12 protein-coding genes are annotated in these 13,664 nt (G+C 68.3%); all 12 read left to right on the top strand.

Going from position 1 to position 13,664, the window contains the following annotated elements; translation table 11 throughout:
- The first annotated feature begins 1 nt into the window (after position 1).
- The 12 genes from nuoH to ABE505_RS05125 all read left to right on the top strand — a co-directional run bounded on the left by nuoH (position 2) and on the right by ABE505_RS05125 (position 13,626).
- Positions 2-1,132, top strand: coding sequence for an NADH-quinone oxidoreductase subunit NuoH (gene nuoH, locus ABE505_RS05070; protein WP_346446130.1), 1,131 nt, complete (start codon positions 2-4; stop codon positions 1,130-1,132).
- Positions 1,132-1,620 carry an NADH-quinone oxidoreductase subunit NuoI gene (gene nuoI, locus ABE505_RS05075; RefSeq protein WP_183426500.1) on the top strand — a complete coding sequence of 163 codons (489 nt, stop codon included), beginning with the start codon at positions 1,132-1,134 and terminating at the stop codon, positions 1,618-1,620. The genes nuoH and nuoI overlap by 1 nt, the downstream gene beginning before the upstream one ends.
- A gap of 3 nt (positions 1,621-1,623) precedes the next feature.
- Positions 1,624-2,277, top strand: coding sequence for an NADH-quinone oxidoreductase subunit J (locus ABE505_RS05080; RefSeq protein ID WP_346442314.1), 654 nt, complete (start codon positions 1,624-1,626; stop codon positions 2,275-2,277).
- Positions 2,274-2,600, top strand: coding sequence for an NADH-quinone oxidoreductase subunit NuoK (gene nuoK, locus ABE505_RS05085; protein WP_337245097.1), 327 nt, complete (start codon positions 2,274-2,276; stop codon positions 2,598-2,600). Before ABE505_RS05080 ends, nuoK begins: the two co-directional genes overlap by 4 nt.
- Positions 2,601-2,607: 7 nt before the next feature.
- Positions 2,608-4,671, top strand: coding sequence for an NADH-quinone oxidoreductase subunit L (gene nuoL, locus ABE505_RS05090; RefSeq protein ID WP_346442315.1), 2,064 nt, complete (start codon positions 2,608-2,610; stop codon positions 4,669-4,671).
- A gap of 13 nt (positions 4,672-4,684) precedes the next feature.
- A complete protein-coding gene (locus ABE505_RS05095; protein WP_346442316.1) occupies positions 4,685-6,196 on the top strand; it encodes an NADH-quinone oxidoreductase subunit M in 1,512 nt (503 codons plus the stop codon).
- Between the two features lie 28 nt (positions 6,197-6,224).
- Entirely contained in the window at positions 6,225-7,688 is a 1,464-nt protein-coding gene (gene nuoN / locus ABE505_RS05100; protein WP_346442317.1) for an NADH-quinone oxidoreductase subunit NuoN, read from the top strand.
- Positions 7,689-8,008: 320 nt separating this feature from the next.
- Positions 8,009-8,188 (top strand): hypothetical protein, encoded by a 180-nt coding sequence (locus tag ABE505_RS05105; protein ID WP_346442318.1) that lies wholly within the window; start codon positions 8,009-8,011, stop codon positions 8,186-8,188.
- A gap of 196 nt (positions 8,189-8,384) precedes the next feature.
- Positions 8,385-8,564 (top strand): hypothetical protein, encoded by a 180-nt coding sequence (locus ABE505_RS05110; RefSeq protein ID WP_346442319.1) that lies wholly within the window; start codon positions 8,385-8,387, stop codon positions 8,562-8,564.
- Between the two features lie 68 nt (positions 8,565-8,632).
- Positions 8,633-9,835: a hypothetical protein gene (locus tag ABE505_RS05115; protein WP_346442320.1), complete on the top strand. Its 1,203-nt coding sequence runs from the start codon at positions 8,633-8,635 to the stop codon at positions 9,833-9,835.
- A 135-nt stretch (positions 9,836-9,970) separates the two neighbouring features.
- Entirely contained in the window at positions 9,971-12,304 is a 2,334-nt protein-coding gene (locus ABE505_RS05120) for a DUF4135 domain-containing protein (RefSeq protein ID WP_346442321.1), read from the top strand.
- On the top strand, positions 12,301-13,626 hold the full coding sequence (locus ABE505_RS05125; RefSeq protein ID WP_346442322.1) for a cupin domain-containing protein: 1,326 nt from the start codon (positions 12,301-12,303) through the stop codon (positions 13,624-13,626). The genes ABE505_RS05120 and ABE505_RS05125 overlap by 4 nt, the downstream gene beginning before the upstream one ends.
- Positions 13,627-13,664 lie beyond the last annotated feature (38 nt).

A 13,664-nucleotide genomic window follows, 5' to 3' on the forward strand; every position in this document is an offset into this window, starting at 1 on the left:
CATGCCTATGTTGCAAGCCGGCACTTCGCAGGCCGGCGTCACGAACACTGCAACGCTGCTCGGCGATCTCACCGCGCCGCTGCACGAGGCCCTGCTGTCGCTGGGCGGCATCGGCGCGGTGCTGTGGATCGTGCTCAAGATCCTCGTGATCGCGATGCCGGTGATCATCGCCGTGGCGTTCTACGTGGTCTGGGAGCGCAAGCTGATCGGCTGGATGCACGTGCGTCACGGGCCGATGTACGTCGGCATGGGCATCTTCCAGGCCTTCGCCGACGTCTTCAAACTGCTGTTCAAGGAAGTCATCCAGCCGACCAACGCGCAGCGCGTGCTGTACGTGCTGGCGCCGCTGATCACCCTTGCGCCGGCATTCGCGGCCTGGGCGGTGGTGCCGTTCGATACCCAGTTGGTGCTGTCGAACGCCAATGCGGGCCTGCTGTACCTGCTGGCGATGACCAGCCTGGGCATCTACGGGATCATCCTGGCCGGCTGGGCGTCGAACTCCAAGTACGCGTTCCTGGGCGCGATGCGCGCCTCGGCGCAGATGATCAGCTACGAGATCGCGATGGGCTTCGCGCTGGTCGGCGTGATGGTCGGCGCCGGCAGCCTGAATCTGAGCGAGATCGTCATGGCGCAGTCCGGCGGCAAGGGCCTGTTCGACTGGTTCTGGCTGCCGATGCTGCCGCTGTTCGTGATCTATTTCGTGTCCGGTGTCGCCGAGACCAACCGCTCGCCGTTCGACGTCGTCGAGGGCGAGTCGGAGATCGTCGCAGGTCACATGGTCGAATACTCGGGGTCGGCGTTCGCGCTGTTCTTCCTGGCCGAGTACGCGAACATGATCCTGATCAGCTTCCTGACCGCGACGTTCTTCCTTGGCGGCTGGCTGTCGCCGTTCCAGGGCTGGTTCGACGGCGTGCCGGTGCTCGAATGGCTGGCGGTCGACGGCTGGTGGTGGCTGTTTGCGAAGGTGTTCTTCTTCGCCAGCTGCTTCATCTGGTTCCGCGCGTCGTTCCCGCGCTATCGCTACGACCAGATCATGCGGCTGGGCTGGAAGGTGTTCATCCCGATCAGCATCGGCTGGATCGTGGTCACCGCGTTGATGGCGTACTTCGGTGTATTCGAGGCAGGGCAGTGATGGGCAAGTTCGTTGCATGGTTCAGGAGCCTGCTGCTGCTCGAATTGCTCGGCGGCATGGCACTGACGTTCCGGTATCTGTTCCGGGACAAGTACACGCTGATGTACCCGATGGAGAAGGCGCCGCAGTCGCCTCGCTTCCGCGGGCTGCATGCGCTGCGCCGCTATCCCAACGGCGAGGAGCGCTGCATCGCGTGCAAGCTGTGCGAGGCGGTGTGCCCGGCGCTGGCGATCACGATCGATTCGGAGCAGCGCGCCGACGGCACCCGCCGCACCACGCGCTACGACATCGACCTGTTCAAGTGCATCTACTGCGGGTTCTGCGAAGAGTCGTGCCCGGTGGATTCGATCGTCGAGACGCATATCCACGAGTACCACTTCGAGAACCGCGGCGAGAACATCGTGACCAAGCCGCAGCTGCTGGCCATCGGCGACCGTCTCGAGTCCGAGATCGCCGAACGCCGCGCCGCCGACTCCGCGTACAGGTAAGCCATGGACCTCGCCCTGATCTTCTTCCTCGTCTTCGCCGCGACGACCGTGATGTCCGCGGTTGCGGTGATCAGCGCCCGCAACCCGGTGCACGCGGCGCTGTTCCTGGTGCTGACGTTCTTCTCCACCGCCTGCACCTGGCTGCTCATCGGCGCCGAGTTCCTCGGTATCGCCCTGGTGCTGGTCTATGTCGGCGCTGTGATGGTGCTGTTCCTGTTCGTGGTGATGATGCTCGACATCGATGTCGCGCCGCTGCGCGAAGGCTACGTGCGCTATCTGCCGGTCGGCCTGATCGTGGCGGTGGTGATGCTGCTCGAGATCCTCGCGTTGATCGGCGTGCGCAGCCGCATGACGCCATTCGCGGTCGATGCGGTCGACGCGGCCGGGGCCTCGAACACGGTGTGGCTGGCCCGCCGGCTGTTCACTGACTTCCTGCTGCCGTTCGAGGTCGCCGCAGTGATCCTCACCGTTGCGGTGATCGCCGCGGTGACGCTGACGCTGCGCCGCCGTCCGGGCGCCAAGCACCAGAACCCGGGCGAGCAGGCGCGCGTGCGTGCCAAGGACCGTATGCGCGTGGTCAAGATGGACGCGGTGCGTCCGGTGGTCGAGGGGCCGGCCGATGCCGGCGACCTGCCGACCGAGGGAGAAGCGAAATGACCGAGCTGTTCGGAACCGGCCTGTCGCTGGGCCACTACCTGTCGCTGGGCGCGGTGCTGTTCTGCATTTCCGTGGCGGGCATCTTCCTCAACCGGAAGAACGTGATCATCCTGCTGATGTCGATCGAGCTGATGCTGCTCGCGGTCAACATCAACTTCGTCGCGTTCTCGCGCGAGTACGGCGATGCCGCCGGCCAGATCTTCGTCTTCTTCATCCTGACCGTGGCCGCGGCCGAGGCCGCGATCGGCCTGGCGATCCTGGTCACGCTGTTCCGCAACCGGCGCACGATCAACGTCGCCGAACTCGACACGCTGAAGGGCTGAGCCGGGCATGGAGTACACGATTTCAAAGAGCATCCTGGTCGCGATCGTCCTGGCCCCGCTGCTGGGCTCGGTCATCGCCGGCCTGTTCGGACGCCAGGTCGGGCGCGTCGGCGCGCACGTGGCGACGATCGCCGGTGTCGCGGTTAGCTGTGCGCTGTCGGTCTACACGCTGTGGCAGCTGCTGCAGGGCGCCGCACCGTTCAACGAGAACGTCTACACGTTCTTCGAGGTCGCCAACTATTCGGCGCATGTCGGCTTCCTGGTCGACAACCTGACGGCGATGATGATGGTCGTGGTGACCTTCGTGTCGCTGCTCGTGCATCTGTACACGATCGGCTACATGGCCGAGGACCCCGGCTACCAGCGGTTCTTCAGCTACATCTCGCTGTTCACCTTCTCGATGCTGATGCTGGTGATGGGCAACAACTTCTTGCAGCTGTTCTTCGGCTGGGAGGCGGTGGGCCTGGTGTCGTACCTGCTGATCGGCTTCTGGTTCAAGAAGCCCAGCGCGGTGTTCGCCAACATGAAGGCGTTTCTGGTCAACCGCGTGGGCGACTTCGGCTTCCTGCTCGGGATCGCCGGCGTGCTGTACTGGTTCGGCAGCCTTGACTACGCGACCGTGTTCGCAGCCGCCGACACCACGATCGGCGGCGGGCAGACGGTCGAGATCATCGGCGGTTTTGAGTGGTCGGTGGCCACGCTGGTCTGCATCTGCCTGTTCATCGGTGCGATGGGCAAGTCGGCCCAGGTCCCGCTGCACGTGTGGCTGCCCGACTCGATGGAAGGCCCGACCCCGATCTCGGCGCTGATCCACGCCGCGACGATGGTCACCGCCGGCATCTTCATGGTGGCGCGCATGTCGCCGCTGTTTGAACTGTCGGAGACCGCGCTGCAGTTCATCCTGTTCATCGGTGCGACCACCGCGTTCTTCACCGGCCTGATCGGCATCGTGCAGAACGACATCAAGCGCGTGGTCGCGTACTCCACGCTCTCGCAGCTTGGCTACATGACGGTGGCGTTGGGCGTGTCGGCGTATTCGGCCGCGGTGTTCCACCTGATGACGCACGCGTTCTTCAAGGCGCTGCTGTTCCTGGCCGCCGGCTCGGTGATCATCGGCATGCACCACGAGCAGGACATGCGCAAGATGGGCGGCCTGCGCAAGTACATGCCGATCACGTTCTGGACCAGCGTCATCGGCACGCTGGCGCTGGTGGGCACGCCGTTCTTCAGCGGCTTCTACTCCAAGGACACGATCATCGAGGCGGCCAAGCATGCCGGCGACGGCGGCTGGGTGTATCAGTACGCGTACTGGTCGGTGTTGCTGGGTGCGTTCGTGACCTCGTTCTACAGCTTCCGCCTGCTGTACATGACCTATTTCGGCAAGGAGCGCTTCCGCGACGCGCACGCCTCCGATGCGCACGATGCGCACGATGACCATGGTCATCACGGCCATGGCGCACACGAGCCGCACGAGTCGCCGTGGGTGGTGACGCTGCCGCTGATCCTGCTGGCGATCCCGTCGATCCTGATCGGTTACTTCACCGCAGGGCCGATGCTCTTCGGCACCGATTGGAGCGGCCACCATGCAGGTACCGGGTTCTTCGATGGCGTGATCCACGTGCTGGCGTCCAACGACGTGCTGGCGGCGCTGAAGGAAGATCTGTGGCATGGCCCGGTCGGCTTCGCGCTGCACGGCTTCGTTGCACCTGCGTTCTGGCTGGTCGTGGCCGGCTTCGTGCTTGCCACGGTGATGTACTGGTGGAAGCCGGAGCTGCCGGCCAAGGCCGCGCGCGTGTTTGCGCTGCCGATCCGGGTGCTGGAGCGCAAGTACTTCGCCGACGACCTGTGGATCGGCGGCTTTGCCGGCGGCGGCGTCGCGCTGGGCAAGCTGTCGCGCGTGTTCGACACCAAGGTCATCGACGGCCTGTTCGTGAACGGCTCGGCGCGCGTCGTCGACCTGGTCTCGGGCCTCGTCCGCCGGCTGCAGTCCGGCGCTCTCTACCACTACGCATTCGCGATGATCGTCGGCCTGATCGTGCTCCTGGCCGTCCTCATCAAGTACTGGCGCTGACGGAAATACCCACGTGTCGAACTGGCCTCTTCTCAGTCTATTGATCTGGCTGCCGATCCTCGGCGGCGCCTGCGTGCTCGCATTGGGCGATCGCCGCGCCGATGCCGTGCGTTGGGTGTCGCTCGCGGTCGCCGTGGCGGTGTTCGTGCTCAGCCTGCCGCTGTTCACCGGCTTCGATTACGCGAATGCGGGGATGCAGTTCCTCGAGCGCCGCGAGTGGATCCCGTCGCTGGACATCGAGTACCACCTGGGCGCGGACGGCATCTCGGTGGCGCTGATCATCCTGACCACGCTGACCACCGCGCTGGTGCTGATCGGCGCCTGGACGTCGGTGAGCAAGCGCGTGCACCAGTACTACGCCGCCATGCTGATCCTCGAAGGCATGATGATCGGCGTGTTCTGCGCCGTGGACGCGATGCTGTTCTACGTGTTCTTCGAGGCGATGCTGATCCCGATGTTCATCATCATCGGCGTGTGGGGCGGTCCGCGGCGTGTTTACGCCTCGGTCAAGTTCTTCCTCTACACGTTCCTCGGCTCGGTGTTCATGCTGGTCGGGCTGATCTACCTGTATCTGCAGGCCGGCAGCTGGCAGCTGCCCGACCTGTACGCGGTGCGGCTGTCGGCGACCGAGCAGACTTGGCTGTTCTTCGCGTTCCTCGCCGCGTTTGCGGTCAAGGTGCCGATGTTCCCGGTGCACACCTGGCTGCCCGATGCGCACGTCGAGGCGCCGACCGGCGGCTCGGTGATCCTGGCGGCGATCATGCTCAAGATCGGCGGCTACGGCTTCCTGCGCTTCAACCTGCCGATCACCCCCGATGCGGGCCACGAGTGGGCGTGGCTGGTGATCGCACTGTCGCTGATCGCGGTGGTCTACGTCGGCCTGGTCGCGCTGGTCCAGCAGGACATGAAGAAGCTGGTGGCGTACTCGTCGGTCTCGCACATGGGCTTCGTGACCCTGGGCGTGTTCATCGCGTTTGCGCTGGTGCGCGACGTCGACGCCGGCGATGCGGCCCGTCTGGGCCTGCAGGGCGCGATGGTGCAGATGGTCTCGCACGGTTTCGTGTCCGGTGCGATGTTCTCGTGCATCGGCATCCTGTACGACCGCATGCACACGCGCATGATCAAGGACTACGGCGGCGTCGCCAATGTGATGCCCTGGTTCGCGGCGTTCTACGTGCTGTTCGCGATGGCCAACTCCGGTTTGCCGGGCACGTCGGGCTTCGTCGGCGAGTTCATGGTGATCCTGGCCGCGTTCCAGAACCATCCGCTGATCGGCTTCTTCGCGGCGATGACGCTGATCATCGGCGCTGCGTACACGCTGTGGTTGGTCAAGCGGGTGCTCTACGGCGAAGTCGCCAATGCGCACGTCGCCGCGCTCAAGGACATCAACGGCCGCGAGGCGCTGGTGCTGGGCGTGTTCGCTGCGGGCACGCTGCTGATCGGTGTCTATCCCAAGCCGCTGACCGACCTGATGGAGCCGTCCATCGCGCAACTGGCGAATGTGATCGCCGCCAGCAAGCTGTGAGTCCATATTCAATGAGAGCCGTGCCGCGATGATTTCCGCTCCGATGACGCCCCCCGTCCGCACGCTGGCCGAGCTCGGCCCGATCGTGCCCGAGCTCGTCGTGATCCTGGGCGCGTTCGCGCTGCTGATGCTCGACCTGTTCCTCGACCCGCGCCGCCGCATCGTCACCCATGCGCTGGCAGTGGCCACGATGCTCGGCGCGGCCGCACTGATCGCCGCCGGCGTCGGCGGTCACGGCACCATCCTGGCCGACATGTTCGTCCGCGATGCCGGCGCCGATGTGCTCAAGGTCGCCGGTCTGATCGTCGGCGCGATCGCGCTGGGCTACGCATGGCCGTACCTGCGCGAGCGGGGCCTGTACCAGGGCGAGATCCCGGTGCTGTTCCTGTTCACCAGTGCCGGCATGATGCTGCTGGTCTCGGCCAACAACATGACGATGGTCTATGTCGGCCTGGAACTGCTGGCGCTGTGCTCGTATGCGCTGGTGGCCTGCGACCGCGACAACCCATTGTCGTCGGAAGCGGCGATGAAGTACTTCGTCCTCGGCGCACTGGCCTCGGGCATGCTGCTGTTCGGCATGTCGCTGATCTACGGTGCGACCGGCACGCTGTCGCTGCCCGGCATCGACCAGGCGGTCGGTGGGCTGGTGGGCGAGGGGCGCGTGCTGCTGCTGACCGGCATGGTCTTCGTGTTGGTGGGCATCGCGTTCAAGTTCGGCGCCGCGCCGTTCCACATGTGGCTGCCCGACACCTACCACGGTGCGCCAACCCCGATCGTCGCGTTCATCAGCTCGGTGCCCAAGTTGGCTGCGTTCGGCATGGCCTGGCGCCTGCTCGACACCGCGCTGGGCCAGGTGCACGACCAGTCGCAGCTGCTGCTGGCGCTGCTCGCGGCGCTGTCGCTGGCGGTCGGCAACCTGTTCGCGATCGCGCAGACCAACCTCAAGCGCATGCTCGCCTACTCGACGATCTCGCACGTCGGCTTCCTGTTCCTCGGCCTGGCCGGCGGTGGCGAGACCGGACATGCGGCGGCGATGTTCTATGCGATCAGCTACGCGATCATGTCGGTGGCCTCGTTCGGCGCGATCGTCATGCTCTCGCGCGCCGGCTTCGAGGCCGAGCGGATCGAGGACTACAAGGGCCTGAACCAGCGCAGCCCGTGGATGGCCGGCCTGGTGCTGTGCATCATGGCCTCGCTCGCCGGCGTGCCGCCGTTCCTCGGCTTCTGGGCCAAGCTGGTCGTGCTGCAGGGCGCGCTGGAAGGCGACCTGCTGTGGCTGGCGATCGTCGGCATCGTGTTCGCGGTCATCGGCGCGTTCTACTACCTGCGCGTGATCAAGGTCATGTACTTCGATGCGCCCAACGCCGCGCCGGTCGCGCAGCGCCCGGGCCAGCTGCTGCGCATCGTGTTCGCGGTCAATGCGCTGGCGCTACTGGGCCTGGGGCTGTTCTGGAGCCCGCTGATGGCCTGGTGCCAGCAGGCGTTCGCCTGACCCAGGGCCGCGCGCAGTCGCGCTGACCCTCGATGTCACCAACGCCGGCCGGGTCTTCGACCCGGCCGGCGTCGTTTGTACGCCTGTTCGCGTGGGGGCCATCGGAGACTGGCATCTGGGTGATGCCGGCGAGTCCAGGGTGTGACCGCTGTCATGGCTCGCGCTTGTGTGCGGTGCATTCATTTGCATGGCTCCGCTGTGGCGTGCTACTCCGGAACCGCCCGTCGAGGACGGCGGGCCGGTGCGACGCGACTCGCCGGATCCGCCGGTGATCGCAAGAACGCCCCGGGATGTCACCCAACCGAGCACAGGAGACGATCATGGACAAGGTCAAGGCAAGCAAGGATCAGGGGACTCGTTGCAATCCGGCCGTCGATGCGAGGACCAACCTCGATCGGCTGATCGGGCAGATGCAGAAGCAGGCGCCGAAGGGGACCGCACTCGACAACGCGGGTATCGCACCGCAGTCGACCTGTTTCCGGACGATCTACTGCTTCTAGGCGCCTGTCGCCGCGTCGAGCCGGCGGTCTGGGGCGGGTGTTGCCAAGCACGCTGGCCCAGGCGATGTGACGCCGGCCATGGCGCGGGCTCGCGGCCATCGCATTCATTTGCGTCGTGCCGTGGGCGCGCGCGATCTCGATGGTGGCCCGTCAAAGACGGCGGGCGGACCTCATCCCAACAGCGAAGGAGACGAGCATGCACAAGGTCAGCGCAAGCAAGGAGCAGGGCGCCGCCCACGATCGGGCAGGCGATGCGAAGTCGACACTCGACCATCTGATCGGGCAGATGCAGAAGTCGGCGCCCAAGGGCACCGCCCTCGACAACGCGGGCGTCGCGCCGCAGGCGACCTGTTCGCGCACGATCTACTGCGTCTGAGCGCAGCCGCCGCACCCGGCTGGCGACGCCCGCCGGGTGCGGCTCTTGCGGATCGGAAGGCATCGGCCATGGACACGGCAGCAGCGCAGGCGCAGCCCGCCCAACTGGACTGGAATCGTCTGGCGTTGTGTCATCGCAGCGAGGCGCCGGGCTTGTTTCGCGCGGTCGCGCCCTGGTCGGCCGCCGCGGCGTATCGCCTGGCGGTCGCGATCTGCGGGCCATCGCGCTCCGGCATCCGCTTTTTCACGCTGCCCGCAGTGCGCTTGTTCGTTGGCGAGGCCGAGATCCGCGCGCCGGGCGCGCTGTTGCCCGACGAGCGGGACCGGTCGGGCGAGGGGTATCTGCGTCGGTTGCAGGCCTGGGCGCCGGACGACCCGGTGTCGCTGGAGATCGAGGCGCCGCTGATCGCCGATGCCGCGGCATGGAGGCGGGTCCGAAACTTCCTGTGGGCCTGGTGTGCGCATCTCGGCTGCCCCGCACGGCCGATCGTGGCGCACTTGCTGCTGGGCCGGTATCGACGGGAGGCGGCCGCGCATCGGGACGCGGCGCTGATCTTTCCGTTGTCGGGGCAGGTCGCGTTGACCTGCGCGCGCAGCGGCCACCCAGTCGCGGCCGCGGGTGCCGGCGCGCTGCTGTATCGCCCGTGCGGCGAGGCTTGGCAGGAGACCGGCGACGGGAGCTGCGTCGCGCTTCGTTTGGGCATACCCCGGCATCGCGTCGGCGCGACTCGCGAACTGCTCGATCTGTTCGCTTCCCTGCTGCCGACAGAACGCCCTGACGGGGACGCCGTGCCGTCGCTGCCGGTCCGCGGCACGGGCGTCGACGGCGCGCTCGAGTTGCCGGCCGCGCTCGCGCGCAACGCAGATGCGCTGGGCGCATGGGTGGCCGGCGCGTCGGCCGACCTGGCCGACCGTGTGCATCGACTCGCTCGGGCCAGTGCGTGCGCACTCGAACCGGTGCCCGGTCGTCTGGCGCTCCCCGCACTGGCGTCGGCAGATCGTGTTCGCACGGTGCCTGGCGCGCGGATTCTCGAGATCCCGGCCGGCGAGGGGGTGCGGCTGTGGGCGGTCAATGGTCACACGCTGGCCGTCGACGACACCCCAGCCAGTCGCGCATTGCGGATGACGCTTGCCGGCGGTGGCGCCTGGACGGTCGACGCGCTCTGCGGCGCCGATCCCGCGCTGCGCGCCGTGCTGGCGCAACTCCAGAGCGTGCGTGGCGTCGTGCCGGATGTCCCGGCGGCCGTCGGCCATCGCGACGGGGGGCCCTGAGGCTTTGGCCGGCCGGACGGGGCGCGCGCCGGGCGCATTCGGGACGCGCTCGATCGCCCCGCGCTGCAGGACGCACTGGTATCGCTGCCACGGTCGGCGCGCCCGGTCCGACTACCGCCCCAGTCCCGGGCCCTCGTGCGCAGGATCGCTCGCGGCGATGGGGGTGCGCTGTTGCCGCCGGTCGCGCGTCATCGCGCCGACGGACGAATCGAACCGCTGCGCACGTTGCGGGGGGGCGATGATGCGCGATCGCTGGCGGTGGTGCTGGCGCGGCCCGAGTTCGCGGCATTCGTCGAGATGCTCGAAACGCTGGGTCCCTGGTGCCGGGCATTGGGACGGGCACATGCCGACCTGTTCGGCGTTCGCGTGCTCGGCCTCGGCAATGCGGCCTTGTTTGCGCCGTTGGTCAGCGAGGCCTTCGTCCGTTGCGCCATCGGCGGTGCCGGTCATCGTGACGAGGTCGCCGAGCGCTGTCGCCTGTTCCGGACCTTCCTCATGCGGTTTATTGCGCGCCTGCGCCGCGACCTGCAGGCCGGGGTCTTCGGCGATGCAGTGCGTGGCCCCGTCGTCGGGCTGTGGGCCAGCCCCTCGGAAACCCACAATGGCGGCCAGCGGGTGCTGTGTCTGCGCCTGCGCAATGGCACCCGCATCGCCTACAAACCCAGGCCGGTCGATGGCGAGCGGATCTTCCTGGCGGACGCGCCGGTCGACGGGCGCGTGTCGATCTTCGCCTGGCTCAATGGCCTGGCGCCGGTGTCCGGTCCGATCCGCCTGCCCACGTTGCGCGTGTGGCGCGGCGTCGGCCGGGATCGCTGGACCTACAGTTGGCAGGACTGGGTGGAGCGGCCGCGAGACTGGGGCATGTTGGACCCGCAGGCGCGTCCGGCGATCGAGGGGGCGCGGTTGTCGCCACCTGCAGTGCGCGCGTACTGGCGCTCGGCCGGTGCCTTGGGTGTGGCCTGTCACGTGGTCGGCGCGACCGACCTGGGCGAGAGCAACGTGTTGTGCGGAGTGCGGTCGGGTGCGCGCGATCCCATGCCGCACGTCGTCGATCTGGAAGTGTTCGGGTGCCGGATGCAGCGAATGACCGGCACCGGATTGGTCGCCTCGCCCGCGCACCGTTGCGGGGGCCATCCGGGGTTTGCGTCGAAACTGCGGCCCGACGACGTCGAAGGGCCGGCCGTAGCATTCTTCGCCGCCCCGGGCGGGACGTTGCAGCTGCGGCGCACGATAGCAGCCTGGGCGCGCCGTGAGACCCGTGCGGCGGTTGCCGACGCCGTCGGCAACCTCGGGCCGGCGCGCCAACTGCCGGCGATGCTGCGCGGCATGTTCGACACGTGGACCTGCCTGCTGCAGCATCGCCAGGCGCTGCACGCGCGCCTGCGCGCCTCGCTGCGCGGCGGCCGGGTCCGCGTCTTGCCCAAACTCACGTCGACCTATGCGCGCGCACTCGAGCGCGGCGCCGACGGCGGGGAGCGCGCGGACGCGGGCGTGCCGTTGTGCGAGGAGGAGCGCGCGCAGCTGGCGCGCGGCGACGTGCCGTACTTCTTCGCGCCCCTCGACGGCGGCGCCCCGCGCGCGCTGGCGGCGCCGTCGTTCGCACGCGCGCGGCGGGTCGGGCCGTTGTCTGTCGAGGTACCGTCGCTGTTGCCCGACCTGGACGGGCTGCTGGCACGCGAGCTCGATTTCGTCGATCTGGCGACGTTGATCCAAGATGCCATCGCGCACGCCTTTCCAGAATTGGCGCGCGATGCGCCCGACGCATGGCGCGACGGCGCCGGCTGGCGGCTGCGCGACCCAGCGCTTGGCGTGGACCTGCGCATCCGCAGCACCCAGGCCGGCAGCGTGCATTTCGACTGGGCCCAGGCCGGTTGCCGGGTGGCCTACCGCTGGAATCGCCAGCGGATCGAGGTGCAGGCGCTGCCGTTGCCTGCCGGTCCGCCGCGCCTGCGCGCGATAGGCCGGCGGCTGCTGGCGATTCAGCGACTCGACGGCGCGCTGCGTCGGCAATGGGCGGCCGACGGTTTCCGGGATCGCGAGACCGCTGCGCGCCTGCGGGCACTGACGCAGACCGCGCTGGCCTGGCTCGAGTCCGTGCTCGACGCACACGGCTGGCCCACGGTGGCCCGGGTCGGCCCCCGTGCCTGCGAGGCCGCGGTGACACTCGCCCAGCATGCCGATCGCCGTGGCGCGACGCTGCAGCGACGATGCCTGGCGCTGGTGCAGGCCGCTGCGGCCGACGGGGACGTGCCGCTGCGCCACCTCGCCTACTTGACCGACGCGGTCTGCGTGAACGCGGGCCGCCGGCAACGCTACGGGACGAAGTTCAGGCGGCGACAGGGGCGGCTGGTGCCGTATCCGCTCCAGTCGCCGACGCAGGTCGATACGTGGCGGCGACAGATGGGCCTGCCGCCCCTGGCCGAGTATCGGGCGCTGCTGCAACGTGTCTACGGGGGAGGAGGGGAATGAAGGCCATGCCCTACCTGCAAGCGCAGGGACCGATCGACTGGGCGCAGTTCGTTGCGACGTGTTGGGACCGCCGGCCGGTGGTGTTCCGGCGCCATGGCGCGGCGCCGTATCCGTTGGACGCGGCACTGGCGGCAGCGGCGTCAGCCGCGCGCACGGCCAACGGCGACGAGCAGGCCTGCCGGTTCGTGCTCGACGATCGCCAGCGGCGGCAGCCCGGTGCCTGGTTGCCGCGCCACGAGGACGCCACGTTCGAACGTTACGCGCAGCGGATACTGCGCGAGGGCGGCGGGCGCAGCTATGCGCTGATCGTCAACGAGTTCCACCGACACGATCGGCGTATCTGGGAGGGCGGGCGGCGTTTTTTCCAGGGCCTGTTCGCGCAGGTCGGGTTACCGTCGACCGGGGCGATCACCACGCTGTTCCACGGTAACTACGAACGCACGCCGGTGGGGGTGCACAAGGACCGGTTCGCGACCTTCGTATTCGTGCTGCAGGGGCGCAAGCGCATGCGGTTCTGGCCCACGCGGCCCTGGCAGGACGCGGTGGCGACGCGGGTCGATTACGCCGAGCATCTGGCCGACTCCTTCGCGATCGATGTCGGGCCGGGCGATCTGCTCTACTGGCCCGCGGCGTACTACCACGTCGGCGAAACCCTCGGCGTCGAGGTGGCGACCAGTGTCAACGTGGGGATCCCGCGTGACGGTCATGCGCTGCTCTACGACTTCGATGCGATCGTGCGTGCGGCCGATGCGTTGGATGCGCAGGCCGCCGCTGCAGGCGATGCGTGCGGAGACGACGCGGGGGCGGCCGACCAGGTCGCTGGGGCATTGGCGACGGTCCGGCGCCTGGCCACGCCGGCGGCGCTGCGCAGCGCCGCCTCGGCCGGCTATCTGGCGTTGCGCACGGGCGGCGGCTTCGTGCCGCCACCCCCGGCGTCGCCTGTGGCGCCATTGCATGCGCAGGGGCGATGGCGGCTCGCCGACCCGTCGTTTCCACTCGCCTGGATGCACGACGGCGACAGTGCGCTGTGCGGCGCAGCCGGCCATGTGCGCCGCGTCGAGGGCTTCGACGACAGGGCTGCGGCGCTGCTGCGCCGTTTCGATTCGGGGGCGGGCGTCGGCGTCGCCGAACTGCTCGCGCCCTTCGCCGGCACCGCGCCCGAGGCATCGGCGACCGGCGTGACGCTGCAGCAAACGCAGGCGCGGGCATTGCTCGAATGGCTGGTGTCCACGCGCGCGCTGGTCCCTGCATCGGCATCGGCGTCGACGCGCGATGGCGGCGCCGATGCGCATGCGGTATCATGCCGGCGCGGTCTTTCGTGATCCGGCCACCGGCACACGATCGAGCGATGCGAAGCGGG

Source organism: Luteimonas sp. TWI382 (assembly GCF_039674545.1).
In the GTDB taxonomy this organism is placed as follows: domain Bacteria; phylum Pseudomonadota; class Gammaproteobacteria; order Xanthomonadales; family Xanthomonadaceae; genus Luteimonas.

What these genes read in the sequence shown, in the direction of transcription:
- nuoH (WP_346446130.1), top strand. Translation starts at nt 2, where the DNA reads ATGCCTATGTTGCAAGCCGGCACTTCGCAGGCCGGCGTCACGAACACT.
- nuoI (WP_183426500.1), top strand. Translation starts at nt 1,132, where the DNA reads ATGGGCAAGTTCGTTGCATGGTTCAGGAGCCTGCTGCTGCTCGAATTG.
- ABE505_RS05080 (WP_346442314.1), top strand. Translation starts at nt 1,624, where the DNA reads ATGGACCTCGCCCTGATCTTCTTCCTCGTCTTCGCCGCGACGACCGTG.
- nuoK (WP_337245097.1), top strand. Translation starts at nt 2,274, where the DNA reads ATGACCGAGCTGTTCGGAACCGGCCTGTCGCTGGGCCACTACCTGTCG.
- nuoL (WP_346442315.1), top strand. Translation starts at nt 2,608, where the DNA reads ATGGAGTACACGATTTCAAAGAGCATCCTGGTCGCGATCGTCCTGGCC.
- nuoN (WP_346442317.1), top strand. Translation starts at nt 6,225, where the DNA reads ATGATTTCCGCTCCGATGACGCCCCCCGTCCGCACGCTGGCCGAGCTC.
- ABE505_RS05105 (WP_346442318.1), top strand. Translation starts at nt 8,009, where the DNA reads ATGGACAAGGTCAAGGCAAGCAAGGATCAGGGGACTCGTTGCAATCCG.
- ABE505_RS05110 (WP_346442319.1), top strand. Translation starts at nt 8,385, where the DNA reads ATGCACAAGGTCAGCGCAAGCAAGGAGCAGGGCGCCGCCCACGATCGG.
- ABE505_RS05115 (WP_346442320.1), top strand. Translation starts at nt 8,633, where the DNA reads ATGGACACGGCAGCAGCGCAGGCGCAGCCCGCCCAACTGGACTGGAAT.
- ABE505_RS05125 (WP_346442322.1), top strand. Translation starts at nt 12,301, where the DNA reads ATGAAGGCCATGCCCTACCTGCAAGCGCAGGGACCGATCGACTGGGCG.